Origin of the sequence: Hydrogenophaga crocea (genome assembly GCF_011388215.1) — a bacterium.
Classification (GTDB): domain Bacteria; phylum Pseudomonadota; class Gammaproteobacteria; order Burkholderiales; family Burkholderiaceae_C; genus Hydrogenophaga; species Hydrogenophaga crocea.
Genome location: NZ_CP049989.1, coordinates 2791706 through 2816380, shown reverse-complemented (window position 1 = coordinate 2816380; position 24675 = coordinate 2791706). Strand labels below are relative to the sequence as shown.

Here is a 24675-nt window from a genome sequence, read left to right as displayed (position 1 = left end):
GCGCCCTGCCCGGGCGCTGGTGCCCGGCCTTGTGCTCGCTCCGCATGCCCGACGCTTCTTTCACGCCCTGGCCCGCCAGCGGCGCCCAACACCTGGTGGCCGATTCGCGCGGCTGGCACGCCCCCACGCCCGACTACTGGCGCCACTGGCTGCAGCGGCCCGAGCTCGCACTGGTGCCCGAGTCCTGCGTGGCCGAGCGCGGCCTGCACGAGGCGCTGCTGCAAGACCCGCTGCGCAGCGTGATCCCCGGCCAGATCGAGGCCATGCTCGATGCCGACGTGCGCGAGAACTGGCGCCATTTCCTCGCGCTGCGCGACGCGGTGCAGCGTGCCGGCTCGATCGAAGCCGCCTGGACCGGCTTCTTCGCCGCGGGCGCGGTCACCGTGCCGCCGCTGTTCCTCGACCTGCTGGTGCAGGCCATGGTGGTGCGCCTGCTGGGCCCCGCGCGCGACCCGATGCTGTGGCGCGCGGCCGAGCTGCTGTTTCGCCGCCAGCGCGTGCAGCTGCAGGGCGGCCGCGTGCTTGCGGGCGATGCCGACACGCTCGACCAGCTGCACGAGACCGCGGGCCTGGGCAGCATGGGCGCGCTGCTCAAGCAGGCCGGCGCCACGCTGCGCGGGGTCGAGCTGCAGGTGCTCAATGAAGACACCGGCCCGGCCTACCTGCAGGCGCTGGGGCAGCCCGGCGCCTCGCACCGCTTCGTGCTCGACCTCACGCACACGGTGCAGCAGCAGCTGCCGCACGGCCTGGTGCTCAGCATGAACCGCGCGCAATCGGGCCTGAAGGCGCTGGCCCAGGTGCTCGAGCGCTGGGTCATGCACCTGCATGGCGTGGCCGTGCAGATCGAAGCGCTGTCGCGCGTGGACGACCCGGCCTGGCGCTGGCACATCGGGCTCGACGCCGAGGCCACCGGCCTGCTCAACGACCTGTACCAGGGCAAGTCGCTGAGCGAGGCGCGCCAGCAGCGCCTCATCAGCCTGTTCCGCCTGCGCTTTGCCGACCCGGCGCAGCAGCGCGAAGACCTGCGCGGCAAGCCCGTGTACCTGGGCCTGGCCATGAACGCGCAGGGCCTGCTCAAGCTCAAGCCGCAGAACCTGTGGCTCGACCTGCCGCTGGCCGACGCCGCGGCGTTCAGCCCGAGTTCGGCGCCCTGACCACGCGCAGCGCACCCGGCCGCACCGCGACCGTGAACGAGCGCGCCAGACCCAGCCATTCGCCGTCGGCGGCCAGCGGCAGGTCGCCGCGGCCCAGCACGGTCATCTGCTCGAAAGCGCGCGTGTGGATGCGGGGGTGGCCCAGGTGCCAGCCCACCAGCAGCCGCGGCAGCATGCCCAGCGCGCCCGGGCGCGAGAACGGGCCGGCCAGCAGCAGGTTGAGCAGACCGTCGCGTGTGCGCGCTGCGGGCGTGGCGGGCATGCCGCCGCCGAAGGTGGCGGTGTTGAGCGTGGCCGCGAACAGCGCGGGGCCTTCGTGGCGGTGCTGGCCGTCCACGGTCACGTCCAGGTGCCAGCTGCGCAGCGCGGCCAGTTCGCGCAGCGTGGCCCAGAGGTAGCGCGGCAGGCCGCGCAGCCGCGGCGGGCCGGTGAGCGCGCGCGCCACCACGGCGGCGTCGAAGCCCGCGCTCAGGCTCGAGAGAAAAGGCGTGTCGTGGCGCTCGCCCTGGCCGTCGTGCCAGCTGGCCAGGCCGATGTCCATGGTGCTCGGCGGCCCGTTGAGCGCGTGCGTGAGCCAGGGCAGGGGGCTGCCGCGGCGCAGGCCCAGGGCGCGCGCGGTGTCGTTGCCGCTGCCCAGGGGCACCACGCCGAGCTCGTGGCCGCGTTCGAGCAGCGCGGGCAGCCAGCGGTGCAGGGTGCCGTCGCCGCCCACGGCCACCACGCGCGAGCCCGGGGGCAGGCCGCGCAGCAGGGCCAGGGCCTCCGGGATGTCGCCGGGGGTGTGCAGCGCGACCCCGGGGGGCAGGGCGTCGCGCAGCGCGGGCAGCAGGCGCGCGGCGCGCCCGCCCTGGGCGCGCGGGTTGGCGACGACGGCGCGGATCGCGCGGGGGCCCATGGCGTGCATGGGCCCGAGTGTCACATGTTGCGCCGGTACTGTCCGCCGACCTCGAACAGGGCGTTGGTGATCTGGCCCAGCGAGCAGCAGCGCACCGCGTCCATCAGCACCTCGAACACGTTGCCGTTGTCGATCACGGTGCGCTTGAGGCGCTCCAGCATGGCCGGCGCTTCGTGGGCGTGGCGGGCGTGGAAGTCCTGCAGGCGCTTGAGCTGGCTCTGTTTTTCGTCTTCGGTCGAGCGCGCGAGTTCGAGCGACTGCGGGATCGGGTCGCCGTGCGGGTTGCGGAAGGTGTTGACGCCGATGATGGGCAGCTCGCCGGTGTGCTTGAGCATCTCGTAGTGCATGGACTCGTCCTGGATGCGGCCGCGCTGGTAGCCGGTCTCCATCGCGCCCAGCACGCCGCCGCGCTCGGCGATGCGCTCGAACTCGGTGAGCACCGCTTCTTCGACGAGTTCGGTGAGCTCGTCGATGATGAAGGCGCCCTGGTTGGGGTTCTCGTTCTTGGCCAGGCCCCACTCGCGGTTGATGATGAGCTGGATCGCCATGGCGCGGCGCACCGAGTCCTCGGTGGGCGTGGTGATGGCTTCGTCGAACGCGTTGGTGTGCAGCGAGTTGCAGTTGTCGTAGATCGCGATCAGCGCCTGCAGCGTGGTGCGGATGTCGTTGAACTGGATCTCCTGCGCGTGCAGCGAACGGCCGCTGGTCTGCACGTGGTACTTGAGCTTCTGGCTGCGTTCGTTCGCGCCGTACTTCTCCTTCATGGCCACGGCCCAGATGCGGCGCGCCACGCGGCCCAGCACGGTGTACTCGGGGTCCATGCCGTTGCTGAAGAAGAACGACAGGTTGGGCGCGAAGTCGTCGATGTGCATGCCACGCGCCAGGTAGGCTTCGACGAAGGTGAAGCCGTTGGAGAGCGTGAACGCGAGCTGGCTGATCGGGTTGGCCCCGGCCTCGGCGATGTGGTAGCCGCTGATGGACACCGAGTAGAAATTGCGCACGTCGTGGTGCACGAAATAGCTCGCGATGTCGCCCATCACCTTGAGGCTGAACTCGGTGCTGAAGATGCAGGTGTTCTGGCCCTGGTCTTCCTTGAGGATGTCGGCCTGCACCGTGCCGCGCACGTTGGCCAGCACCCATTCGCGGATCTTCGCGGCCTCGGTGGCGGTGGGCTCGCGGCCGTTGTCGGCCTTGAACTTCTCCAGGTTCTGGTCGATGGCCGTGTTCATGAACATGGCCAGGATGCTGGGCGCCGGGCCGTTGATGGTCATGGACACCGAGGTGGCCGGGTGGCACAGGTCGAAGCCCGAGTACAGCACCTTCATGTCGTCGAGCGTGGCGATGCTCACACCCGAATTGCCCACCTTGCCGTAGATGTCGGGCCGCAGGTCGGGGTCGTTGCCGTAGAGCGTGACCGAGTCGAAGGCGGTGGAAAGGCGCTTGGCGGCCATGCCTTCGGAGAGCAGCTTGAAGCGGCGGTTGGTGCGGAAGGGATCGCCTTCGCCCGCGAACATGCGCGTGGGGTCTTCGCCCTCGCGCTTGAAGGCGAAGGTGCCCGCGGTGTAGGGGAAGCTGCCGGGCACGTTCTCGAGCATGAGCCACTTGAGCAGCTCGCCGTGGTCCTCGTACTGCGGCAGTGCGACCTTACGGATCACGGTGCCCGAGAGGCTCTTGGTGGTGAGCGCGGTGCGGATCTCCTTGTCGCGGATCTTCACCACGTACTCTTCGCCCGCGTAGGCCTTCTGCATGTCGGGCCACTGTTGCAGCAGCTTGCGCGCCGCCGGGTCCTGGTCGAGCTCGCGCACCTGGGCGAGGTCGATCACGGCCTCGGCCGCGCGCGAGCGCTCGGGCTTGTCCACGCGCAGCATCTCGGCGCTGGCGCGCAGCTGCTGGATCTCGCGCGCGAGCTTCGCCTGCTGGCGCACCATCTTCTTGTAGCCGCGCACGGTGTCCGAGATCTCGGCCAGGTAGCGCGTGCGCGCGGGCGGCACGATGGGGGTCTGGTTGGTGCTGTGGCGCACGTTCACCACGGGCAGCGCGCCGTCCTTGAGCGCCAGGCCCAGGCCGCCCAGGCGGCCCTTGAGCGCCTGGTACAGCGCGGTCACGCCGTCGTCGTTGAAGCGCGCGGCCATGGTGCCGAACACCGGCATGTCTTCGGGCCGCTTGCCCCAGGCCTCCTGGTTGCGCTGCACCTGCTTGGCCACGTCGCGCAACGCGTCGGCCGCGCCCTTGCGGTCGAACTTGTTGATGGCCACGAACTCGGCGAAGTCGAGCATGTCGATCTTCTCGAGCTGGCTGGCGGCGCCGAACTCGGGCGTCATCACATACAGGGGCACGTCCACGTGCGGCACGATGGCCGCGTCGCCCTGGCCGATGCCCGAGGTCTCCACCACCACGAGGTCGAAGCCCGCGGCCTTGCAGGCGGCGATGACGTCGGGCAGGGCGGCGCTGATCTCGCTGCCGAAGTCGCGCGTGGCCAGGCTGCGCATGAACACGCGCGCGCCGTTCTGCCACGGGTTGATGGCGTTCATGCGGATGCGGTCGCCCAGCAGCGCGCCACCGCTCTTGCGGCGCGAGGGGTCGATGCTGATGACGGCCACGCGCAGCGCGTCGCCCTGGTCGAGCCGCAGGCGGCGGATGAGCTCGTCGGTGAGCGAGGACTTGCCCGCGCCGCCCGTGCCCGTGATGCCCAGCACCGGCACCGTGCGTTTTGCGGCCGCATCGCGCACGCCCTGCAGCAGCGCGGCGTCGGCTTGGCCGTTCTCGATCACGGTGATGAGCTGGGCCAGTGCGCGCCAGTGCATTTCGCCATGGCCCTCGATCGCGGCCAGGGCCTTGGGCGCGTGCGGCGACAGGTCCTGGTCGCAGCGCATCACCATCTCGCCGATCATGCCGGCCAGGCCCATGCGCTGACCGTCCTCGGGGCTGTAGATGCGCGCCACGCCATAGGCCTGCAGCTCGGCGATCTCGCTGGGCACGATCACGCCGCCGCCGCCGCCGAAGACCTGGATGTGCGCGCCGCCGCGTGCCTTGAGCAGGTCGACCATGTACTTGAAGTACTCGACGTGACCACCCTGGTAGCTGCTGATCGCGATGCCCTGCACGTCTTCCTGCAGCGCCGCGGTCACGACCTCGTCGACGCTGCGGTTGTGGCCCAGGTGGATCACCTCGGCGCCCATGCTCTGCAGGATGCGACGCATGATGTTGATGGCCGCGTCGTGGCCGTCGAACAGGCTCGCGGCGGTGACGAAACGCACCTTGTGCCGGGGGCGGTAGTTGGCCAGGGCCTGGTAGTCGGCGGACAGCTGGGTCATGGGGTCTCTCTCGGGTGGATTCAGGTGACGCGCAGGCCTTTGAGGCGCGGATCGTCGGGCGGAAAACGCAACTTCAGCGCCTTGAGCGTGTCGCGCACCAGGGTGGCGATCATGAGGTTGCGGTGGGTCTTGCTGTTGCCGGGCACCACGGTCCAGGGCGCCCAGGGCGTGCTCGTGGCCTCGAGCAGGTCTTCGTAGGCCTTCTGGTACTGGGCCCATTGTTGGCGCACGTCGAGGTCGCCGAGGCTGAATTTCCAGTGCTTCGTGGGGTCGTCGATGCGGTCCTGCAGGCGCTGGCGCTGCTCGTCGAAGCCGATGTGCAGCATGAACTTGAGCACCACGGTGCCGGTCTCGGCGAGCAGGCGCTCGAAGTCGTTGATGTGGGCGTAGCGCTGGCGCGTTTGCGCCGGGTTGATCCAGCCATTGACCACGGGGACCAGCACGTCTTCGTAGTGGCTGCGGTTGAACACCACGATCTCGCCGTTGCCCGGCATGGCCTGGTGGATGCGCCAGAGGAAGTCGTGCGCGCGCTCGGGCTCGGTGGGGGCCTTCCAGCCCACGGTGCGCACGCCCAGCGGGCTGGTGCGGCCGAACACGCCGCGCACCGTGCCGTCCTTGCCCGAGGTGTCGGTGCCCTGCAGCACCACCAGCAGCTTGTAGCGGCCATCGGGGTGGAACACGTTCTGCAGTTCGTCGATCTCGGTGGCCAGGCGCTCCACCGCGGCCCGGTCGGCGGCCTTGTCACCGCTGGAGAAGGGCCGGGCGCCGGGGTCCAGCGCCTCGAGCGACACCTTGCGGCGCTCGGCGTCGGGGTCGATCTGCCAGGCCTTCCAGGGGCTGCCTGGCGGCGCGCGCAGCACGGCGTCGCCGAAGGGCAGGGACGTGTCGCTGGCGCGGGGCATGGGGCGGGAGGGCTGGCGAGTTGACGTTAACGTAAACGTCAATGGTAGCCGCAAACCCGAAAAAAAGGGGCGCCGAAGCGCCCCCGGGCTGGACGAGCGGCGATCAGTTGTAGAGCACCGACGGCAGCCACAGGCCGATCTCGGGGAACCAGTAGAGCAGCACGATGGCGACGATCTGGATGCCCATGAAGGGCAGCATGCCCGCGAAGATCTGGTTCAGCGTGACGTGCTTGGGCGCCACGCCCTTGAGGTAGAACGCGCTCATGGCCACGGGCGGGCTCAGGAAGGCGGTCTGCAGGTTCAGCGCCACCAGCAGGCCGAAGAACAGCGGGTCGACCCCGAAGTTGTCCAGCAGCGGGATGAAGATGGGCATGAAGATCACGATGATCTCGGTCCATTCGAGCGGCCAGCCGAGGATGAAGATGATCACCTGCGACAGGATCAGGAACTCGGTCTTGGACAGGTTCATGCCCAGCACCCACTGTTCCACCAGTTCCTGGCCGCCCAGCAGCGCGAACGCGGCCGAGAAGATCGCCGAGCCCACGAACAGCCAGCACACCATGGCGCTGGTCTTGGCCGTGAGGAACACGCTTTCCTTGATCACGCCGAAGGTGAGCTGGCGGTAGGCCGCGGCGAGCAGGAAGCCGCCGAACGCGCCCACGGCCGCCGCCTCGGTGGGCGTGGCCAGGCCGAACACGATGGAGCCGAGCACGAACAGGATCAGCACCACGAGCGGGAAGAAGCTCGAGAGCAGCATCTTGAAGATCTCGAGCCGCGCGTAGCTGAGCAGCGCGTAGAAGACCGCGAGCGCGAGCGCGCCCACGCCCACGCCGATCCAGTAGCCGCTGCCGGCGCCGGCGTCGGCCGCGTCGGCCGCGGTGTCCGCGGGGCTGCTGGCCGCGCCGGGTTCGGCCACGCCTTCGGCCTTGGGTTCGGCGGCGGCGCCGTCGCTGCCCGGGGGCTCGGCCAGGCCACCGTTGTCCTCACCGTCCTTGGGCGGTTCGGCCAGGCCGCCGCTGTCTTCGGCCGGCGGCTCGCTCAGGCCGCCCGAGGGCTCGGCCAGGCCCGTGCCCGATTCCTGCACCTGCGAGCCCGCGCCGAGCTGCACCAGCTCGCTCGGCGTGTCGGCGTCGACGCTGGCGTCGCGCGGGCTCGGGTAGCTCAGCACGGCCACGGCCACGAACAGCAGCGCCGGCAGCAGGGCGATGCCGAGCTGGCGCAGCAGGTAGCCGGTGGGCACGCCCTGGTTGTTGCGGCCCTTGAGCGCGGCCAGCAGGCCGGCGAGCGCCGAGGCGCCGGCGCGCGCGCCGACCTTGAGCAGGGGCTCGGGCAGCGGCACGATGCGCTGTTCGGCCGACAGGGGCGGGGCCCAGGCCGGCTTGAGCTTGGCCATCAGGATCACGTACACGATGTACAGGCCCGCGAGCATGAGGCCCGGGAAGAACGCGCCGGCATAGAGCTTGACCACCGATACGCCCGCGGTGGCGCCGTACACGATCAGCAGCACCGACGGCGGGATCAGGATGCCCAGGCAGCCGCCCGCGGTGATGGCGCCCGCGGCCAGGCGCGTGTCGTAGCCGCCCTTGAGCATCTGCGGCAGCGCCAGCAGGCCCATGAGCGTGACCACCGCGCCCACGATGCCGGTGGCGGTGGCGAACACGGTGCAGGTGACCAGCGTGGCCACGGCCAGCGAGCCCGGCACACGCGCCAGCGCCAGGTGCAGGCTGCGGAACAGCTTCTCGATCAGGTTGGCGCGTTCGACCAGGTAGCCCATGAACACGAACAGCGGGATCGAGATCAGCACGTCGTTGGACATCACCGAGAACGCGCGCTGCACCATCAGGTCCAGCGTCTGCCGGACCGCACCCCCCACCGTCTGGTCGCCCGAGTGGTAGGCGAAGAAGGTGAAGATGATGCCCATGCCCATGAGGGTGAAGGCGGTGGGAAAGCCCAGCATGATGGCCACCACCACCAGCGAGAGCATGAGCAGGCCGTAGTGGCCATTGGTCATCTTGTCCACGCTGAGCACCATCGCGCCGGCGGCGGCGACGATGATGCCCATCAGGATGAAACCGAACCAGAGTTCCTTGCGGATCTTCATCACTGACCACCCTTCTTCGCGGTGAGGGTCTGGTCGAGCGCTTCGATGTCGGCGTCTTTCACGTGCACCATTTCCTTGAGTTTGTCGACGTCGACTTCTTCCACGTCGTCTTCGCGCCGCGGCCATTCACCGGTCTGCAGGCAGATCACGCAGCGGATGATTTCGACGATGCCCTGCAGCAGCAGGAAGGCGCCCGCGATGGGCACCACGAACTTGAAGGGGTAGACCGGCAGCGGGTCGGCGTTGAAGGTCTGCTCGCGGATGGCGAGCGACTCGTTCGCGAAGGTCCAGCCGGCCCAGGTGAGCGCCACGATGCCGGGCAGGAAGAACAGGATGTAGAGCGTGAGGTCGATGCTGGCCTGCGTGCGCGGCTGGAAGAAGCCGTACAGCACGTCGCCGCGCACGTGGCCGTTCTTGGCCAGGGTGTAGGCGCCCGCGGTCATGAACAGCACGCCGTACAACATGATCTGGGCGTCGAGCACCCAGGCGTGCGGGTGGTTGAGCACATAACGCGAGAAGACCTCCCAGGTGATGAGGGCCGTGAGGACCACCACCACCCAGGCGCAGGCCTTGCCGAACCAGGTCGAGATCGCGTCGACCGTGAAGAGAAGTTTTTGCATGGCGATTTCCGGGAGAAACAGAAAGGGCGCCCGGAGGGGCGCCCTTTCCGGGGCCGATTCGTGCGATCAGCTCTTCTTGGCGCCGCGGCCGAAGTAGTGGTTGTAGGCCATCTTGAAATCGACGGTGTAGTCGTTCTGCCACTGGCCGGCGCGCTCGGCGAAGGCCTTCTGCGAGTCGAGCACCTTCTTGAACAGCGGGTTCTCGCCGGCCTTCTTGGCGATGGTCTTGTCCCAGGCGGCAAGCTGCGCGCGCAGCACGGCGTCGGGGGTCTTGTAGAACTTCACGCCGGCCTTCTTGAGCTCGATGTAGTCCTGGCTGTTGCGCTGGATGGCCTTCCAGCTCATGTCGGCGCTGGCGGCCTGCACCGCGTAGTCGACGATGGCTTTGAGCTCGGGGTTGAGCGCGTTGTACTTGGGGCCGTTGAACAGGATCTCGAACTGCTCGCCGCTCTGGTGGAAGCTCTGCAGCATGCAGTTCTTCACCACGTCGGGGAAGCCCAGAACGCGGTCCGAAGACGCGTTGTTGAACTCGGCCGCGTCGATCAGGCCGCGGTCGAGCGCGGGCACGATCTCGCCACCGGGCAGCGGGTTCACCGCAGTGCCCATCTCGGTGAACACGTCCACCGCCAGGCCCACGGTGCGGAACTTCAGGCCCTTCATGTCTTCGACCTTGGCCACCGGCTTCTTGAACCAGCCCAGCGGCTGCGTCGGCATGGGACCGTACAGGAAGGACACCACGTCCATGTTCAGGGCCTTGTAGATCTCGGCCACGAGCTCCTTGCCGCCGCCGTAGTTGTGCCAGGCCAGCACCATGTTCGGGTCCATGCCGAACGCCGGGCCCGAGCCCCACAGGGCCAGCGCCGAGTTCTTGCCGTAGTGGTAGGCGATCACGCCATGGCCGCCATCGAGCGTGCCCTTGGACACGGCTTCGAGGATCTGGAAGGCCGGCACCACGGCGCCCGAGGGCAGCACCTCGATCTTCAGGCGGCCACCCGCCATGTCGTTGACCTTCTTGGCGAAGTCGTTGGCGTACTCGTGGAAGATGTCCTTGGCCGGCCAGGTGGACTGGAAGCGCAGGGTCGTGGTTTGGGCGGTGGCGACCATGGGCACGGCCATGGCACCGGTGGCAACGGCAGCCCCCTTCAGCATGCTGCGACGGGACGTGGCAGTCTTCTTCTCGGTCATCGCGATGTCTCCAGAACGGGTTGGAAAACCCCATCATCCGTTGGCAAGCATGCTTACCAAGACAGGGTTTTCACCGAGCGTTCGGCTGCCGGCGGGCTGCGGGCAGGCGATTTCCGCTGGGTGCGGCGCTGCGCCGGGCGGGCCGTGAATTTTCTTGAAGCCCTTGATGAAATTGCGTGCAAGGCGAAGATGGAACACTCGGGCCATCGCCCCCAACGCCACCGACCCATGCAACCGATCCAGCTTTTCGACCCCGCGTCGAGCACCTACACCTACCTGCTGTTCGATCCCGACACCCGCGAGGCGCTCATCATCGACCCGGTGGAGGAGCAACTCCAGCGCGACCTCGACGCCCTCCAGGCGCACGGCCTGCGCCTGGTGTGGGCCCTGGAGACGCACGCGCACGCCGACCACATCACCAGCGCGGGCCGGCTGGTGGAGCTCACGGGCGCGCGCACCGCGGCGCCTTCGGGCTGTGGCATCGGCACCGCCGCGGTGCAACTCGAGCACGGCGACGAGCTGCGCTTCGGCCAGGAGCGGCTGAAGGCCCTGCACACGCCGGGGCACACCGCGGGCAGCATGAGCTTTCTCTGGCGCGATCACGTGTTCACCGGCGACACGCTGCTGATCGGGGGTTGCGGCCGCACCGACTTCCAGTCGGGCAGCGCGAGCGACCTCTACCGCAGCCTCACGCGCGTGCTGTTCGCCCTGCCCGACGACACCACCGTCTGGCCCGGGCACGACTACCACGGCCAGCGCCATTCGAGCATCGGCCATGAGAAGCGGCACAACGCGCGCATTGCGGGGCGCAGCGAGGCCGAGTTCATCGCGCTCATGGACGGTCTGAACCTGCCGCGCCCGCGCCGCATCGACGAGGCCGTGCCGGCCAACCTCAGCTCGGGCCTGCGCCACGACGCCGGCGGCGACGCGCTGCAGGCGCCGCGCCCGCCCGAAGGCGCCGACGCCGGCAGCTACGCGGGCGACGTGTCGGCCGAACTGGCCTGGCGCTGGGTGCAGGAAGGCCGCGCCGTGCTGGTCGACGTGCGCACCGACGCCGAGCGCGAGTGGGTGGGTTTCGTGCCCGAGGCGCTGCCCGTGGCCTGGAAGCAGTGGCCGGGCATGGCGCCCAACCCGGCGTTCGACGAGCAGGTGCGCGCGGCCGCCCAGGGCGGCAAGCCGCTGCTCATGCTGTGCCGCAGCGGCGTGCGCTCGATCGCCGCGGCCCAGCGCGCCACCGTCCTGGGCCTGCAGGCCTACAACATCCTCGAGGGTTTCGAGGGCGATCCGGACGAACACGCGCACCGCGGATCGCGCGGCGGCTGGCGCCGGCGCGGGCTGCCTTGGCGGCAGAAGTGAAAACCTTCAGTGGTCCTGCACCGTGCGGTGGTTTTCCGCCTGCAGGAAGTGGCGGTACGGGTAGATGGCCTGCGGCAGTTCGGCGTTCTCGAGCACGAAAGCCGCGGCCATGAGCAGGCCGTCGTCGCCGATGTCGGTGGCCGGCGCGGTGCGCACCGGGCCGCGCAGCGCCATCTGCTGGTGCAGCTCCACGGCCGCGAGGCGGCGGCCTTCGCGCACCGCGCGCACCACGTCCATGCCCAGCGCGGCCGAGGCAGCGAGCTCGGCCAGGTCGCCCAGGCTGGCCGTGGGTTCGAGCTGCAGCCAGTGCGCGGTGCCGTTGCCGTCGAGGCCCAGTAGGCCGAAGGGCTCGCCGATCACCACGTACTCGACCCAGTGGTGGTGGGTGTAGTCGCGCAGCCACTGCGCCACCGACGGGATCTGCAGCAGCGAGACCTGCTGCGGCCGCAGCACGCCGCGCCACATGGTGTTGAGCCGCGGGTGAGGCGTCTGCGCCAGGCGGCGCAGCACGCCCAGCAGGTGGCGCGTGATGTCGGCCGCCTGCTTGGGCACGAACTGGTCGATCAGGCCGTTGTTGAAGGCCTGGATCGCGATCTGCTCGTCGGCCTGGCCGGTGAGCAGCACGCGCGAGCCCGGCCAGTCGAGCAGGGAGTTGAGCACGGTCAGGCCGTCGGTGCCGGGCATGGCGTAGTCGACCACGCAGATCTGCGCCAGGCGGTAGCGCTCGGGCCGGGTGGCCCAGTAGCGCAGGATCTGCGGGATCAGCGGCTGGCCCTGGCGCCAGCGGTCGATCATCTGCAGCTGCAGCGCCGCATCGGCCTCCCACTGGGACGGCTCGGTCTGCATGCGCGCCAGAAACCCCGAGGGCCGCGCGTACAGCTCGACCTGCATCTGCGCCGGCACGACCATCGCGAGCATCTCGAGGTAATCGGGGTCGTCGTCGAGGAACAGGGTGGCGCCCGGGCGGTGGAAGAGGGAGAGGGTCAGGGCCATGGCGTCGCGTTCAGTGGGCGGGCCGCGCTGGCGCACCGTTGGTGGACACGGGGAGATCGATCATGAACACCGCCCCCAGGCCGGGCTCGGAATGCACGCTCAGGCGGCCGTTGGCCGCTTCGATCACGTTTTTGCAGAAGGTCAGGCCCAGGCCGTTGCCCGAACCGATTTGCGTGGAATAGAAAGGCTCGAATATTCGGGGCCGCACCTGGTGAGAAATGCCGATGCCATCGTCCGAGACCGCAATGCGGCCTTTGCCACGGTGGATGCCCACATCGATGCGCAGGTCGCCGGGCTGCGGAGCGCTGCTGGCCGATGCCAGTGCATGCAGACTGTTCTTGATCAGATTGGTCAAGACCTGCGCAAACAGCGTGCGAGAGCCTTTGAAACAGAAGTCCTGCTGCACCTGCACACGCACGCAGTCGCGCTCGCGCGAGGTTCGATAGGGGAAGCGGGTCACCACCTCTTCGACCAGGCCGGCGGCCTGGATGATCGACTTGTCGCGTGATGGACGCGCAATCTGTGCATTGGCGATGTGGGTGTCCAGCTGGCGGTTCATGCTGCTCACCAAGTGCTGCAGACGCCCGGCGAGCTCCTCGAACTTCTTGCGCTTGGCTTCGCTCACGCCCTGCTGAGACAGGTTGCGCAATACGTCGCCCATGATGTTGATGGTGGCCAGTGGCGTGCGCAGTTCATGGGTTACCACCCTAAGCGTGGCCAGCGTGGCGATCTGCCGCACACGCCGCAGATTGGCGTTGGTCAAACCCAGCATCAGTCCCATGGACCAGGCAAAGCCGATCAGGATCCAGTGGGCCGCGGGTTGACGCAAGGCCAACGGTTCGGCTCCACTCAGAAGGGCCGTGAACAGGCCGGCCATGCCGCCCGCGATCAAGCCGATCGTGGCCAAGCGCCAGTCGGTGACGTGGTAGTAGATGAGGACCATGGCAACCACGCTCCCCATCCAGACTGCGTTGCCTCCGTTCATGCAGTACATCCACGTGAAGAACCAAGGCAGCTGTAGCCATGTGGCCATGCTGAACAGGCGGCCGCTGAGCATCGAGCCGGGGTCACGCCGCAGGGTCGGCATGAGATAAATCAAACCGGTGAGGGCCATGAGCAATCGCGCCAACGGGCTTTCATAGGGTTGCGGCAATACATCCGACCAGAGGAAAAAGAAAATCAAATGCCCCGTCAACGTGAAAATGCCACTCAGCCACATCCGGCGGGACGAAGGATGCAAAATCGCCTCTATTGGCGCGCCGAAGATCTCGTCACGCCACCATTTTTGCCATCGCGCCAGCGTGTTCTTCAACTGCAACCGGTTGAGCAGCAATATGTCCTCCAGTAATGCCGCGCGCCTTCGCGTTGAGTCTTTGGCACTATCGACCGGGCGCATTCTGCGCCCATCACCTGCCCTGAAGGCATGACACTCCCTGTCAACTTTGACAGTCTCGGCGTGGACAGCATCCTCGCGGATTGGCTGTGCGCGCTGCGCGAACAGGGTGTGGAAGGCCTGGTGGTGCTCGGGCCCAACCCGATGGGCTCGCGCGAAAAACGCGATGTGCTGGCCGCGCACCCGCCCCGGCTGCTGCCCGCGGCCGAAGCCCTGGCCGAGAGCCGCGACTTCGGTTCGAGCTGGCGCGAGAGCGACGCGCCGCTGGTGGCCTGGCAGGACATCGCCAAATCCGCGGCCGACCAGGGCAGCCGCTGGCGCCGGCTGTTCCTGGCCCATGGCCACCAGAGCCTGGTGCGCGTGGCCTTTCCGCTGCCCGCGGGCCGGGCCTTCGAGTGCTTCCTCTTCAGCCCGCGTGCCTTCGGCAGCCGCACCGAGGCCGCCACGCTGGCCTGGTCGGCCTTCAACATCTGGCCCATGCTCAAGCGGGCGCTGGCCGAGCAGCGCGTGGCCCTGAGCCCGCGCGAGCTCGAAAGCCTGAACCTGGCCTTCGAAGGCCTCACCGCCCGCGAGACCGCCACGCGCATGGAGGTCTCCGAGCGCACGGTGAATTACCACCTGGCCAATGCCATGAGCAAGCTGCAGACCGACAACAAGCTTGCGGCGGTGCAGCGCGCCTGCTGGCTCGGCCTGATCTGACGCGCGGATCCGCCCCGCGCGAACCGTTCGTCATAATCGCGGCCCATGGCCTTTCTCGCCCTGGACGTCGGCAATACGCGCCTCAAGTGGGCGCTCTATGAGGAGCCCCAGGTGGGGGCGCGCCTGATTTCGCACGGCGCCCAGTTCCTCGAGAACATCGAGTCGCTGGGCGACGGCGACTGGAGCCGCCTGCCCACGCCGCGCTGGGTGCTCGGTTGCGTGGTGGCGGGCGATGCGGTGAAGCGCCGGGTCGAGGAGCAGCTCGAACTCTGGGACGTCACCCCGCAATGGGTGGTGTCGAGCAATGCCGAAGGTGGCCTGGTCAACGGCTACGACCACCCCGCGCGCCTGGGCTCCGACCGCTGGGTCGCCATGATCGGTGCCCGCCAGCGCCTGCTGGCCCATGGGCCGGCCCGGCCCTGCGTGGTGGTGATGGTGGGCACGGCGGTCACGGTCGAGGCCATCGACACCCAGGGCAAGTTCCTCGGCGGCATCATCCTGCCGGGCCACGGCATCATGTTGCGCGCGCTCGAATCGGGCACCGCGGGCCTGCACGTGCCCACGGGCGAGGTGCGCGATTTCCCCACCAACACCAGCGACGCGCTCACCAGCGGCGGCACCTTCGCGATCGCCGGCGCGGTGCAGCGCATGGTCGAGAACCTTCGCCGCCACTGCGGCGAAGCGCCCGTGGTCTACATGACGGGTGGCGCGGGCTGGAAGATGGCGCCTTCGATGTCGACCGAGGTCGAGCTGGTGGAAAGCCTGATCTTCGACGGCCTGCTGCACATCGCGAACCGCCGGCTCAACCTGGCTGCCGTGCCGCAACAGCGCTGAACGATCCGGCGCGCGGCCTCACTCATCGCCCCAGGGCAGCATCAGCGTCAGCGCGAGCAACTGGTTGAAGGCCGGCGCGAAGCCGTCGATGATGGCCTGCGGCTCGGGGCACAGGGCGGTGTCGGCAATGACGCCGAACTGCACGCCGCCGCCGTAGCTCAACACCGACACCCCCAGCCCCACCGTGCCCGACTGCGGCACCCAGAACATGGTCTGCTCGAGCGTGCTGCCGCACACCTTGAGCTTGGTGCCCGGCCCGGGCACGTTGGTCATCACGGCCGTGGTCTTGCGGCCGAACAGGTTGAGCAGGGCGTCCTGCGCGGGCTTGATCATCAGCCCCGCCACCGACAGCAGCCCGAAGGTCAGCAGCGGCTGCAGGCTGCCCTTGAGTTCGTTCATGCGCGCGCGCACCGCGTACAGCCGCTCCACCGGGTTCGTGAGGCCGATGGGCAGCAGCAGCGGTACCAGGCCGAAGCGGTTGCCGAGCTTCCAGGCCTCTTCGAGCGGGCGCAGGTTGATCGGCACCATGGCGCGGATCTCCAGGCCCTGCGTGTCGTCGCCCAGCCCGCGCAGGTAGTGGCCGATGGCGCCGGCCACGCACGAGAGCAGCACGTCGTTGACCGAGGCGTTGAAGGCCCGGCCCACGGCCTTCACGGCGTCGAGCGGGATGGGCTCGCACCAGGCCACCTTCTTCACGGCGTGCGGCGTGCCCTTGAGGCGGGTGCTCGCGTCGTCGGGCATGAGTGCGAGCGCGGCGACGTCGCTCGCGAGCTGGCCCGCGATGCGCGCCATGTCCAGCGCCTGGTCCACGGTGCCGGCCAGGGTCTGCTGCGGCGTGGCCATGAGGTGCAGCGATTTCGCCGCGCCGCCGCCGGCCACCTCGAGCGCGCGCGCGGTGATGTCGCCAAAGGGGCGGATCAGGGTGTCGGCGAGCCAGTCTTCGGCGCCTTCGAGGCCACCCGCCCGGGCGGCCTTGGCCGGGCGCGCGCGCCGCGGCGGCAGGGCGCCACCATCGACCAGGCTCATCATCACGCTGATGAGCGCGATGCCGTCGGCGATGCAGTGGTGGATGCGCGCGATCAGGGCCGAGCCGCCGTCGTATTGCTCGATGAGCTCGAACTGCCACAGCGGGTGCGCCGGGTCGAGCGGCGTCACCGCGAGCTCGGCGACGCGCGCCTGCAGTGCGGCCTGCGCGCTCTGACCCTTGGCGCGCTTGAGCCGGTGCGTGGTGAGGTGGCGCGCGAGGTCGAAGCCGGGGTCGTCGTGCCAGGCCGCGCCAGCCGCGTCTTCGCGCGGCACCTGGCGGAAGCGCTGGTAGCCCAGCAGCCGATCGGTGATGCGTTCGGCCAGCGCCGCACGCGTCAGGCCGGGCCGCAGGATCCACACGCCCACGATCATCATGAGGTTGGCCGGCGAGTCCATGCGCAGCCAGGCCGTGTCGACCTTGCTCATGCGTTCGCCGGGCAGGCCGATCGCGGTGCTCAGCGCCTGCGTGACGGTGGCGACGCGGTGATCCATGGTGTCTCCTCGGGTGGGTTCTCTATTCTGGGCAGAGTCGCCTCCGTAAGATACCGGGACAAACCGCCATCCCTTCAGGAGACCCCATGTCCGATCTCAAGGCCCGCTTCGACGCCGCCGTTGCCAACTCCAAGAAGCTCGCCGAGCGCCCCGACAACAGCACGCTGCTCAAGATCTACGGCCTCTACAAGCAGGCCACCGCTGGCGACAACAGCGAGAAGAAGCCCGGCTTCGGCGACATGGTGGGCCGCGCCAAGTGGGACGCCTGGAACGGCTTCAAGGGCACCTCGGCCGACGACGCCATGCAGCAGTACATCGACCTGATCGAGTCGCTGAGCTGAAAAAAGCCCCCGTCAGGGGGCTTTCTTCTTGGCCGCGGCTTTTTTGGCCGCCAGCAGGGTGTCGAGGTTCTTCACGATCTCGGACTCGATGCGATCCTTGAACGCGCCCAGCAGGAAGCCGAGCCTCGCGTCGAGCACGAAGCGGTCGTCGGTGACGCGCAGGCAGCCGCTCACCCCCGAGCGCGTGAACTGCACCTCGTCGGCCTTCTGGCCCTCCTCGTAGGTGCAGCTCATGTCGAACTCGTTTTCGGCCTGCTCGGCCCACTGCCAGGCGAGCTTGCGGGCCGCCGCCAGCCCCAGCGTGTGTTCGCGTTCGATGTGGATGTCGGCCATCGCGGAGGTCTCCTCGGGTCAGCGGCTCGGGGCCAGGGTCTGCAGGGCGGCGTGGCGCTCGGCCTGGGGCAGCCGGGCCAGCGCACGCACCGCATCATAGAAGCGGGTGAAGTCGCGGCCTTCGCGCTCGAACAGGGCCTCGAAGGCGGGCACGAAGCGGTCGTAGGCGCCTTGTGCGCCGAGCGCGGCGTTGTTGGCGCGCGCCACCCAGGCGTCGTAGCCGGCGAAACCGCCCCAGAAGGCCTTGAGCGCCTCGTACTCGCGCCGGAAGTCGGCCATCACCGCGGCCTTGCGCGCGCGCTTGGCCGCGTCGTCGAGCGCGGCATCGGCGTACACCGCCTGCAGGCGCTCGCGCACGCCACGCGTGAGCCGGCGGAACGCCTCGCGGCGCTGGTCGAAGGCCTGGTACTCGAGCCGTGCCGCCGGGTTCGGCGACTGCGCCAGCCAGCGTTGCACGCCCAGGCGCTCCACCGCGGTGGCGAAGGATTCGTTAAAGGCGGTGTCGTCGCGCGCGTACACGAGCTGGTGCGCGAGCTCGTGGAACACCAGGCGCGCGAGCTCGCCCTCGGGGTACTGGATGAAGGTGTTGAGCAGCGGGTCGCCACCGGCCCAGTTCATCCAGCCCAGCGTGGAATAGGCGGGCACCGGGTACACGGCCACGTCCAGCCCGGGGCCCAGGCTGTCGGCGAAGGCCCGGGCGTCGGCTTCACGGTAGTAGCCGCGGTAGCCCACGCAGCCGGCCACCGGAAAGCACCAGGTCTGCAGCGTGAGCGAGAGTTCGGGCGCGGCCACCACGTTGTAGACCGCGGCGCGGCGGCCGAGGTCGGCGTAGCGGTGGTAGCTGGCGTTGTCGGGCAGCGCCAGCGTTTGCACCGCGAAGGCGCGCATCTGCCGCGCGAGCGCGAGCCGCTGGCGCAGCGGCTCGGGCGTGGCGGGGTCCGCGAGCCAGTCTTCGATCGGCCGCGCGCGCCACATCAGGTCGGCGTGGCCGGTGAACGATTGCCAGTAGTAGCCCGGCCCCTGGGTGCGGGCGCAGCCGCTGGCCAGGGCCGCGAGCAGCAGCGCGAGCAGCAGGGCCGCGGCGCGGCGCGGCATCAGCCGGCGGCCTCCAGCGGCGCCACCTGCACGTGGCAGTCGTAGAAGGTGGGTGCGCGGCCGAGGTCGGTCAGGCGCTGGCTCGTGACCTCGTTGACGTTGGTGCCGAAGGGGCCGAGCTTGCGCCACCAGATGCCCAGGCCATTGACCACGCCGGGCCGCGCGCGGGAGGACACCTCGGCCACGCAGCGGTACTCGCCGCGCTCGTTGAAGACGCGCACCATCTGGCCGTCGGCAATGCCGCGCGGGGCGGCGTCGTCGGCGTGGATCTCGAGCAGCGGCTGGCCCTCGATGTCGCGCAGGCTCTGCACGTTCACGAAGCTGCTGTTGAGGAAGTTGCGCGCGGGCGGCGAGATCATCGCGAGCGGGTAGTCGGGGTGCGTGCCGCCAGGCTCCGCGTTGGGCAGGTGGTCGGGCAGCGGGTCCAGGCCCTGGGCGGCCAGGCGCGCGCTGTGGAATTCGCAGCGGCCCGAGGGCGTGGGAAAACCGCCCTCGGCGAAGGGCGCCTCGGGCACGGGCAGCGTGACCCAGCCGGTGTCGAGCAGCCGCTGGAAGTCGATGCCGTCGCCGAAGGCGGTGCGGCACAGCGTGAGATCGTCCTCGGCGAAGCAGGGCTCGGTGAAGCCCATGCGCGCGGCCAGTGCGCGGAACACGTCGGTGTTGGTGCGGGCCTGACCCTGGGGCGCGATGGCCGGGCGGTTGAGCAGCACGTCGGTGTGGCCGTAGCTGGTGTGGATGTCCCAGTGCTCGTGCTGCGTGGTGGCCGGCAGGATGTAGTCGGCCAGATCGGCGGTGTCGGTCTGGAAGTGCTCGAGCACCACGGTGAACAGGTCTTCGCGCGCGAAGCCGCGCACCACCTTGCCCGACTCGGGCGCCACCGCCACCGGGTTGCTGTTGTAGACCACCACGGCCTCGATCTTCGGGCCGAAGCCGGGCGAGGCCTCGCGCAGCAGGTCGTCGCCGATGGTGCTCATGTTGATCGTGCGCGGCGTGCGGCCCGCCAGCAGGTCGGGCCGCAGCAGGGCCTCGCGGCGCACCGGGAACATGCCCGATGCCGACAGCAGCAGACCGCCCGCGCGGTGCCGCCAGGCGCCCACCAGCGCGGGCAGGCAGGCCACCGCGCGCGCCGCGTTGCCGCCGCCGCGCACGCGCTGCATGCCGTAGTTGAGGCGGATCGCGGCGGGCTTGGTGGTGCCGTACGCTCGAGCGAGCTCGCGGATCTGTTGAACCGGCACGCCGCAGACCTCGGCGGCGCGCTCGGGCGGCCATTTCAGGGCGCGCTCGCGCAGGGCTTCCCAGCCCAGCGTGTGGCGCGCAATGTAATCGTGGTCGAGCCAGTCGTGCACGATCAGCTCGTGCATGAGCGAGAGGGCGAGCGCCGCGTCGGTGCCGGGCTTGAGGGCGATGTGCTCGTGGCACTTGTCGGCCGTTTCCGTGCGCCGCGGGTCGATGCAGACCAGCCGCGCGCCGTTGCGCTTGGCCAGTTGCGCGAGCTTCCAGAAGTGCAGGTTGCTGCCGATGCTGTTGCTGCCCCAGATCAGGATCAGTTGGGCCTCGGCGAAGTGCTCGACCTTCATGCCCACCTTGCCGCCCAGGGTCTGCGTGAGGCCCTCGCCGCCGGCCGACGCGCAGATGGTGCGGTCGAGCAGCGAGGCGCCGAGCCGGTGCCAGAAGCGCGCGGCCATGCCCTCGCCCTGCACCAGGCCCATGGTGCCCGCGTAGCTGTAGGGCAGGATGGCCTGCGGATCGCGCGCGGCAATGGCCTTCAGGCGCGCGGCGATGTCGTCGAGCGCTTCGTCCCACGACACCGGCTCGAAGCGGCCGCTGCCTTTGGGGCCCACGCGGCGCAGCGGCTGCAGCAGCCGCTCGGGGTGGTGGGTGCGTTCGGCATAGCGCGAGACCTTGGTGCAGAGCACGCCGTCGGTGTGGCGGTGGTCGGGGTTGCCCTGCACGCGCACCGCGCGGCCGTTCTCCACGGTGGTCAGCAGGGCGCAGGTGTCGGGGCAGTCGTGCGGGCAGGCCCCGCGCACGGGGGAGAGGGCGTCGGCGGTCATGTCGGCTCGGCGGATGGCGTGGGGATCATAGACAGGCGCGCCTGCCGCGCGCAGGCCGCCGTCCGGCGGATGGGCAGGGCCACATATGAACCGGCTTTTATACCCTTAACGGGTATTGCCTTACGAACCAGGGAAGAGGAGTGCCCCCCATGAGACGCCGTCACCTTCTGCGCGCCGCTGCCGGCGCCGCCACCTTGCCCGGCCTGGCCCTGTTGTCCGGCCGCGCGGACGCGCAGTCCGGGGGGCTGAGCGACACCACCGTGGTGCTGGGCCAGTCGGCCCCGTTCAGCGGCGCGGCCGAGCAGCTCGGCCTGCAGTTCCACCTGGGCGCGCAGCTGTTCTTCGAGCAGGTCAACAACAAGGGCGGCGTGCATGGCCGGCGCATCGAGCTCAAGCGGCTCGACGACGGCTACGAGCCCGAGAAGTGCGCGGCCAACACCAAACAGTTCATCGGCGAGGGCGTGTTCGCCCTGTTCGGCTACATCGGCACGCCCACCAGCGTGGTGGCCTTGCCCTTGGCCACCGAGGCCAAGGTGCCGTTTTTCGCGCCGTTCACCGGCGCCGAGGCGCTGCGCGAGCCCTTCAATCGCTACGCCATCCACGTGCGGGCCTCGTACTTCGACGAGACCGCGGCCATCGTGCGCCAGCTCACCGCGGTGGGCATCAAGCGCATCTCGGTCTTCTACCAGAACGATGCCTACGGCAAGGCCGGTCTCGAAGGCGTGACGCGCGCGCTCAAGGCCCAGAACATGGAGCCTGCCTCCACCGGCACGGTGGAGCGCAACACGGTGGACGTGAGCGAATCGGTCAAGGCCATCATGGCCGGCCGGCCCGAGGCCATCGTGCAGATCAGCGCCTACAAATCGTGCGCCGCCTTCATCCGCGAGTCGCGCAAGGCGGGCTTCGCGGGCAACCTCTACAACGTGTCCTTCGTGGGCACTCAGGCCCTGCTCGATGAGCTCGGCAAGGACGCGCGTGGCGTGGCCGTGAGCCAGGTGATGCCGTTCCCCTACGCACCGGTGTCGCCGATCTCGGGCGAGTACCTGGCCGCGGTGCGCGCCAAGCAGGGCCGCGCGCCCAATTACTCGGGCATCGAGGGCTTCGTGGCCGCCAAGGTCTTCGTGGAGGCGCTCAACCGCGCGGGCCGCGGCGTCTCGCGCGAGGGCTTCATCAACGCGCTGCAGGGCATGCGCAACCTCGACCTGGGCGGCTTTCCGCTCGACTTCGGGCCGAACAAGCACACGGGTTCGAAGTTCGTCGAGATGACCCTGCTCACCGAGGACGGCCGCATCCGCCGCTGAAACCCGCACGGGCCGCCGGGCCAGTCGCCTCGGGGGCTGGTGATAAAGCCGTGAACCGATACCATGCCCGGTTTCGGAGACCGGACATGAAACTGATCGATTCCATCGTCACGCAGGCCGCGGAGATCGCGGCCGTGCGGCGCGACATCCACGCCCACCCCGAACTCTGCTTCGAAGAGGTCCGCACCGCCGACGTGGTGGCCGCCAAGCTCACCGAATGGGGCATTCCCGTGCGCCGCGGCATGGGCACCACCGGTGTGGTCGGCATCGTGCACGGCCGCGACGGCGGCGCCTGCGGCCGCGCCATCGGCCTGCGCGCCGACATGGACGCCCTGCCCATGCAGGAGCACAACCACTTCGCGCACGCGAGCAAGCACGCCGGCAAGATGCACGCCTGCGGCCACGACGGCCACACCGCGATGCTGCTCGCTGCGGCGCAGCATTTTGCGAAGCACCGCAACTTCGACGGCACCGTCTACCTGATCTTCCAGCCCGCGGAAGAGGGCGGCGGCGGCGCGCGCGAAATGATCAAGGACGGCCTGTTCACCGAATTCCCGGTCGAGGCCGTGTTCGGCATGCACAACTGGCCCGGCCTGCCCGCGGGCAGCTTCGCGGTCAGCAGCGGCCCGGTGATGGCGTCGAGCAACGACTTCACCATCACCATCCGCGGCAAGGGCGCGCACGCCGCGCTGCCGCACAACGGCATCGACCCGGTGCCCGTTGCCTGCCAGATGGTGATGGGCTTCCAGACCATCATCACGCGCAACAAGAAGCCGGTGGACGCGGGCGTGATCTCGGTGACCATGATCCACACCGGCGAAGCGAACAACGTGGTGCCCGACCACGCCGAGCTGCGCGGCACGGTGCGCACCTTCACCTACGAGGTGCTCGACCTGATCGAGCGCCGCATGCGCGAGATCGCCGAGCACACCGCCGCCGCCTACGGCACCACGGTGGAGTTCCAGTTCAACCGCAACTACCCGCCCACCGTGAACCACCCCGAGGAAACCGCGTTCGCGCGCGAAGTGCTCGCGGGCATCGTGGGCGCCGAGCGCGTGGTGGAGCAGGAGCCCACCATGGGCGCCGAAGACTTCGCCTACATGCTGCAGGCCCGGCCTGGTTGCTACCTGTTCATCGCCAACGGCGACGGCACGCACCGCGACAGCGGCCACGGCGACGGCCCCTGCATGCTGCACAACCCCAGCTACGACTTCAACGACGACCTGATCCCGCTCGGCGCCACCTTCTGGGTGCAGCTCACCGAGCAGTGGCTGGCCCGTCCGCGCCGTGCCGGGGGTGCCGCGTGATCGGCATCAACGACGCCTTCTCCACCAGCTACGCCCAAGCCCGCCGCAAGTTCCTCGAGGCCGCCGCGGCCGCGGGCATGGCCATCCGCAGCCACGAGCACCCGCTCAAGGGCCGCGACGGCGAAACCCTGGCCACCGACGTGGCGCTGGCCGGCTCGCCCGACGCGCGGCACCTGCTGATCGTGAGCAGCGCCTGCCACGGCGTGGAAGGCTTCTGCGGCTCGGGCGTGCAGGTGTTCGCCGCGCACGACGCCGAGTGGCAGGCCAAGGCCCGCGACGCGGGTGTGGCCGTGCTCTACGTGCACGCGCTCAACCCGCACGGCTTTTCGTGGCTGCGCCGCGTGACGCACGAGAACGTCGACCTCAACCGCAACTTCCAGGACTTCTCCAAGCCGCTGCCGGTGAACGAGGCCTATGCCTCGCTGCACCCGCTGCTGCTGCCCGACACCTGGCCGCCCACGCCCGAGAACGACGCGGCCGTGGGCGCGTGGATCGGCGCGCACGGCATGCTGGCTTTCCAGGCCGCGGTGACCATGGGCCAGCACGCGTTCGCCGACGGCCTGTTCTTTGGCGGCACCGCGCCCACCTGGAACAACGGCACGGTGCGCCGCATCCTGCGCGAGCACGCGCAGGCCGCCAAGCGCATCGCCTGGATCGACCTGCACACCGGCCTGGGCCCCAATGGTGTGGGCGAGCGCATCTGCGCCTGCCGCGACGAGCCCGCCGCGCTGGCCCGCGCACGCGCCTGGTGGGGCGGCAACGGCGCCACGCCGGTCACCAGCATCTACGACGGTTCGTCGACCTCGGCGCAGCTCACGGGGCTGATGTGGGCGTCGGTGTACGAAGAGTGCCCGCAGGCCGAATACACCGGCATTGCGCTGGAGTACGGCACAGTGCCGGTGCCCGAGGTGATCGGTTCGCTGCGCGGCGACCACTGGCTGCACCAGCACCCCGACGCGCCGGCCGAACTGCAGGCGCAAATCAAGCAGCGCGTGCTCAACGCGTTCTACACCGACACCGACACCTGGCGCGGGCAGATCATCAGCCAGGCGCGGCAGGCGCTGTTCCAGGCGGTGGATGGGTTGACGGCCTGACTTGCTGTGCTGCTGCTGCCGCTGGCGGGCCGAGGGCTTGGATGCCCGGTGCGCGGTGGCTTCGGTGCGGCGCCCCTCGCTGCGCGAGGGGTTCCCTGTGGTGCTCGGGCGGACGACCCACGGCGGAACTCACTGCGCGGGCTGCGCCCGCTCCGTTCAAACAGCCGCCGTGAGTTAGTCAACGAA

General features: G+C 69.5%; 20 protein-coding genes and 1 pseudogene. 9 read left to right on the top strand and 12 right to left on the bottom strand.

Features of this window, described 5'->3' with window-relative positions; genetic code table 11:
• Positions 1–44 precede the first annotated feature (44 nt).
• Positions 45–1154, top strand: a complete 1110-nt coding sequence (locus G9Q37_RS13260) for a DUF6352 family protein (RefSeq protein WP_166227721.1) — start codon at positions 45–47, stop codon at positions 1152–1154.
• Here the strand turns inward: G9Q37_RS13260 and G9Q37_RS13255 are convergent.
• The 6 genes from G9Q37_RS13255 to G9Q37_RS13230 form a co-directional block, all read right to left on the bottom strand.
• Positions 1132–2058, bottom strand: coding sequence for a diacylglycerol/lipid kinase family protein (locus tag G9Q37_RS13255; protein WP_166227719.1), 927 nt, complete (start codon positions 2056–2058; stop codon positions 1132–1134). The genes G9Q37_RS13260 and G9Q37_RS13255 overlap by 23 nt on opposite strands.
• Positions 2059–2069: 11 nt before the next feature.
• A complete protein-coding gene (icmF, locus tag G9Q37_RS13250; protein ID WP_166227717.1) occupies positions 2070–5363 on the bottom strand; it encodes a fused isobutyryl-CoA mutase/GTPase IcmF in 3294 nt (1097 codons plus the stop codon).
• Between the two features lie 20 nt (positions 5364–5383).
• The gene (locus G9Q37_RS13245) at positions 5384–6265 is read right to left on the bottom strand and encodes a PPK2 family polyphosphate kinase (protein ID WP_166227715.1); all 882 of its coding nucleotides are present in this window, start codon (positions 6263–6265) and stop codon (positions 5384–5386) included.
• Positions 6266–6368: 103 nt separating this feature from the next.
• Positions 6369–8366, bottom strand: a complete 1998-nt coding sequence (locus G9Q37_RS13240; RefSeq protein ID WP_166227713.1) for a TRAP transporter large permease — start codon at positions 8364–8366, stop codon at positions 6369–6371.
• On the bottom strand, positions 8366–8986 hold the full coding sequence (locus tag G9Q37_RS13235; protein WP_166227711.1) for a TRAP transporter small permease subunit: 621 nt from the start codon (positions 8984–8986) through the stop codon (positions 8366–8368). The genes G9Q37_RS13240 and G9Q37_RS13235 overlap by 1 nt, the downstream gene beginning before the upstream one ends.
• A gap of 66 nt (positions 8987–9052) precedes the next feature.
• On the bottom strand, positions 9053–10171 hold the full coding sequence (locus tag G9Q37_RS13230; protein ID WP_166227709.1) for a TRAP transporter substrate-binding protein: 1119 nt from the start codon (positions 10169–10171) through the stop codon (positions 9053–9055).
• A gap of 228 nt (positions 10172–10399) precedes the next feature.
• On the opposite strand from G9Q37_RS13230, the pseudogene G9Q37_RS21985 reads away from it, so the two are divergent.
• Positions 10400–11080, top strand: a pseudogene (locus G9Q37_RS21985) (MBL fold metallo-hydrolase); the annotation flags it as partial.
• Between the two features lie 75 nt (positions 11081–11155).
• Positions 11156–11527: a rhodanese-like domain-containing protein gene (locus tag G9Q37_RS21980; RefSeq protein ID WP_338074445.1), complete on the top strand. Its 372-nt coding sequence runs from the start codon at positions 11156–11158 to the stop codon at positions 11525–11527.
• A gap of 6 nt (positions 11528–11533) precedes the next feature.
• Here the strand turns inward: G9Q37_RS21980 and G9Q37_RS13220 are convergent, their stop codons facing one another.
• Together G9Q37_RS13220 and G9Q37_RS13215 are read right to left on the bottom strand one after the other, a co-directional pair.
• Entirely contained in the window at positions 11534–12520 is a 987-nt protein-coding gene (locus G9Q37_RS13220; RefSeq protein WP_166227705.1) for a response regulator, read from the bottom strand.
• A 10-nt stretch (positions 12521–12530) separates the two neighbouring features.
• On the bottom strand, positions 12531–13853 hold the full coding sequence (locus tag G9Q37_RS13215; RefSeq protein WP_166227703.1) for a sensor histidine kinase: 1323 nt from the start codon (positions 13851–13853) through the stop codon (positions 12531–12533).
• Between the two features lie 90 nt (positions 13854–13943).
• Here G9Q37_RS13215 and G9Q37_RS13210 point away from each other — a divergent pair, with 90 nt between their 5' ends.
• Both G9Q37_RS13210 and G9Q37_RS13205 read left to right on the top strand, forming a co-directional pair.
• The gene (locus G9Q37_RS13210; protein ID WP_166227702.1) at positions 13944–14612 is read left to right on the top strand and encodes a helix-turn-helix transcriptional regulator; all 669 of its coding nucleotides are present in this window, start codon (positions 13944–13946) and stop codon (positions 14610–14612) included.
• A 45-nt stretch (positions 14613–14657) separates the two neighbouring features.
• The gene (locus G9Q37_RS13205; RefSeq protein ID WP_166227700.1) at positions 14658–15446 is read left to right on the top strand and encodes a type III pantothenate kinase; all 789 of its coding nucleotides are present in this window, start codon (positions 14658–14660) and stop codon (positions 15444–15446) included.
• Positions 15447–15464: 18 nt separating this feature from the next.
• Here the strand turns inward: G9Q37_RS13205 and G9Q37_RS13200 are convergent, their stop codons facing one another.
• Positions 15465–16964, bottom strand: coding sequence for a wax ester/triacylglycerol synthase family O-acyltransferase (locus G9Q37_RS13200; RefSeq protein WP_166227698.1), 1500 nt, complete (start codon positions 16962–16964; stop codon positions 15465–15467).
• Between the two features lie 86 nt (positions 16965–17050).
• Between G9Q37_RS13200 and G9Q37_RS13195 the strand changes: the two genes are divergently transcribed.
• Positions 17051–17305, top strand: a complete 255-nt coding sequence (locus G9Q37_RS13195; RefSeq protein ID WP_166227696.1) for an acyl-CoA-binding protein — start codon at positions 17051–17053, stop codon at positions 17303–17305.
• Between the two features lie 12 nt (positions 17306–17317).
• Here G9Q37_RS13195 and G9Q37_RS13190 read toward each other — a convergent pair whose 3' ends face one another.
• From G9Q37_RS13190 to G9Q37_RS13180, 3 genes are read right to left on the bottom strand one after another with little or no spacing between them, the layout of a single operon-like run.
• The gene (locus tag G9Q37_RS13190) at positions 17318–17638 is read right to left on the bottom strand and encodes a polyhydroxyalkanoic acid system family protein (RefSeq protein WP_166227694.1); all 321 of its coding nucleotides are present in this window, start codon (positions 17636–17638) and stop codon (positions 17318–17320) included.
• A gap of 18 nt (positions 17639–17656) precedes the next feature.
• A complete protein-coding gene (locus G9Q37_RS13185) occupies positions 17657–18733 on the bottom strand; it encodes an aminopeptidase (protein WP_166227692.1) in 1077 nt (358 codons plus the stop codon).
• Positions 18733–20787 (bottom strand): molybdopterin-containing oxidoreductase family protein, encoded by a 2055-nt coding sequence (locus tag G9Q37_RS13180; RefSeq protein WP_166227690.1) that lies wholly within the window; start codon positions 20785–20787, stop codon positions 18733–18735. Before G9Q37_RS13180 ends, G9Q37_RS13185 begins: the two co-directional genes overlap by 1 nt.
• 149 nt (positions 20788–20936) lie before the next feature.
• On the opposite strand from G9Q37_RS13180, the gene G9Q37_RS13175 reads away from it, so the two are divergent.
• From G9Q37_RS13175 to G9Q37_RS13165, 3 genes are all read left to right on the top strand, one after another.
• The gene (locus G9Q37_RS13175; RefSeq protein ID WP_166227688.1) at positions 20937–22088 is read left to right on the top strand and encodes an ABC transporter substrate-binding protein; all 1152 of its coding nucleotides are present in this window, start codon (positions 20937–20939) and stop codon (positions 22086–22088) included.
• A gap of 86 nt (positions 22089–22174) precedes the next feature.
• Complete coding sequence (locus G9Q37_RS13170; RefSeq protein WP_166227686.1) at positions 22175–23395, top strand: M20 aminoacylase family protein; 1221 nt, start codon at positions 22175–22177, stop codon at positions 23393–23395.
• Positions 23392–24489 (top strand): M14 family metallopeptidase, encoded by a 1098-nt coding sequence (locus G9Q37_RS13165; protein ID WP_166227684.1) that lies wholly within the window; start codon positions 23392–23394, stop codon positions 24487–24489. Before G9Q37_RS13170 ends, G9Q37_RS13165 begins: the two co-directional genes overlap by 4 nt.
• Positions 24490–24675 lie beyond the last annotated feature (186 nt).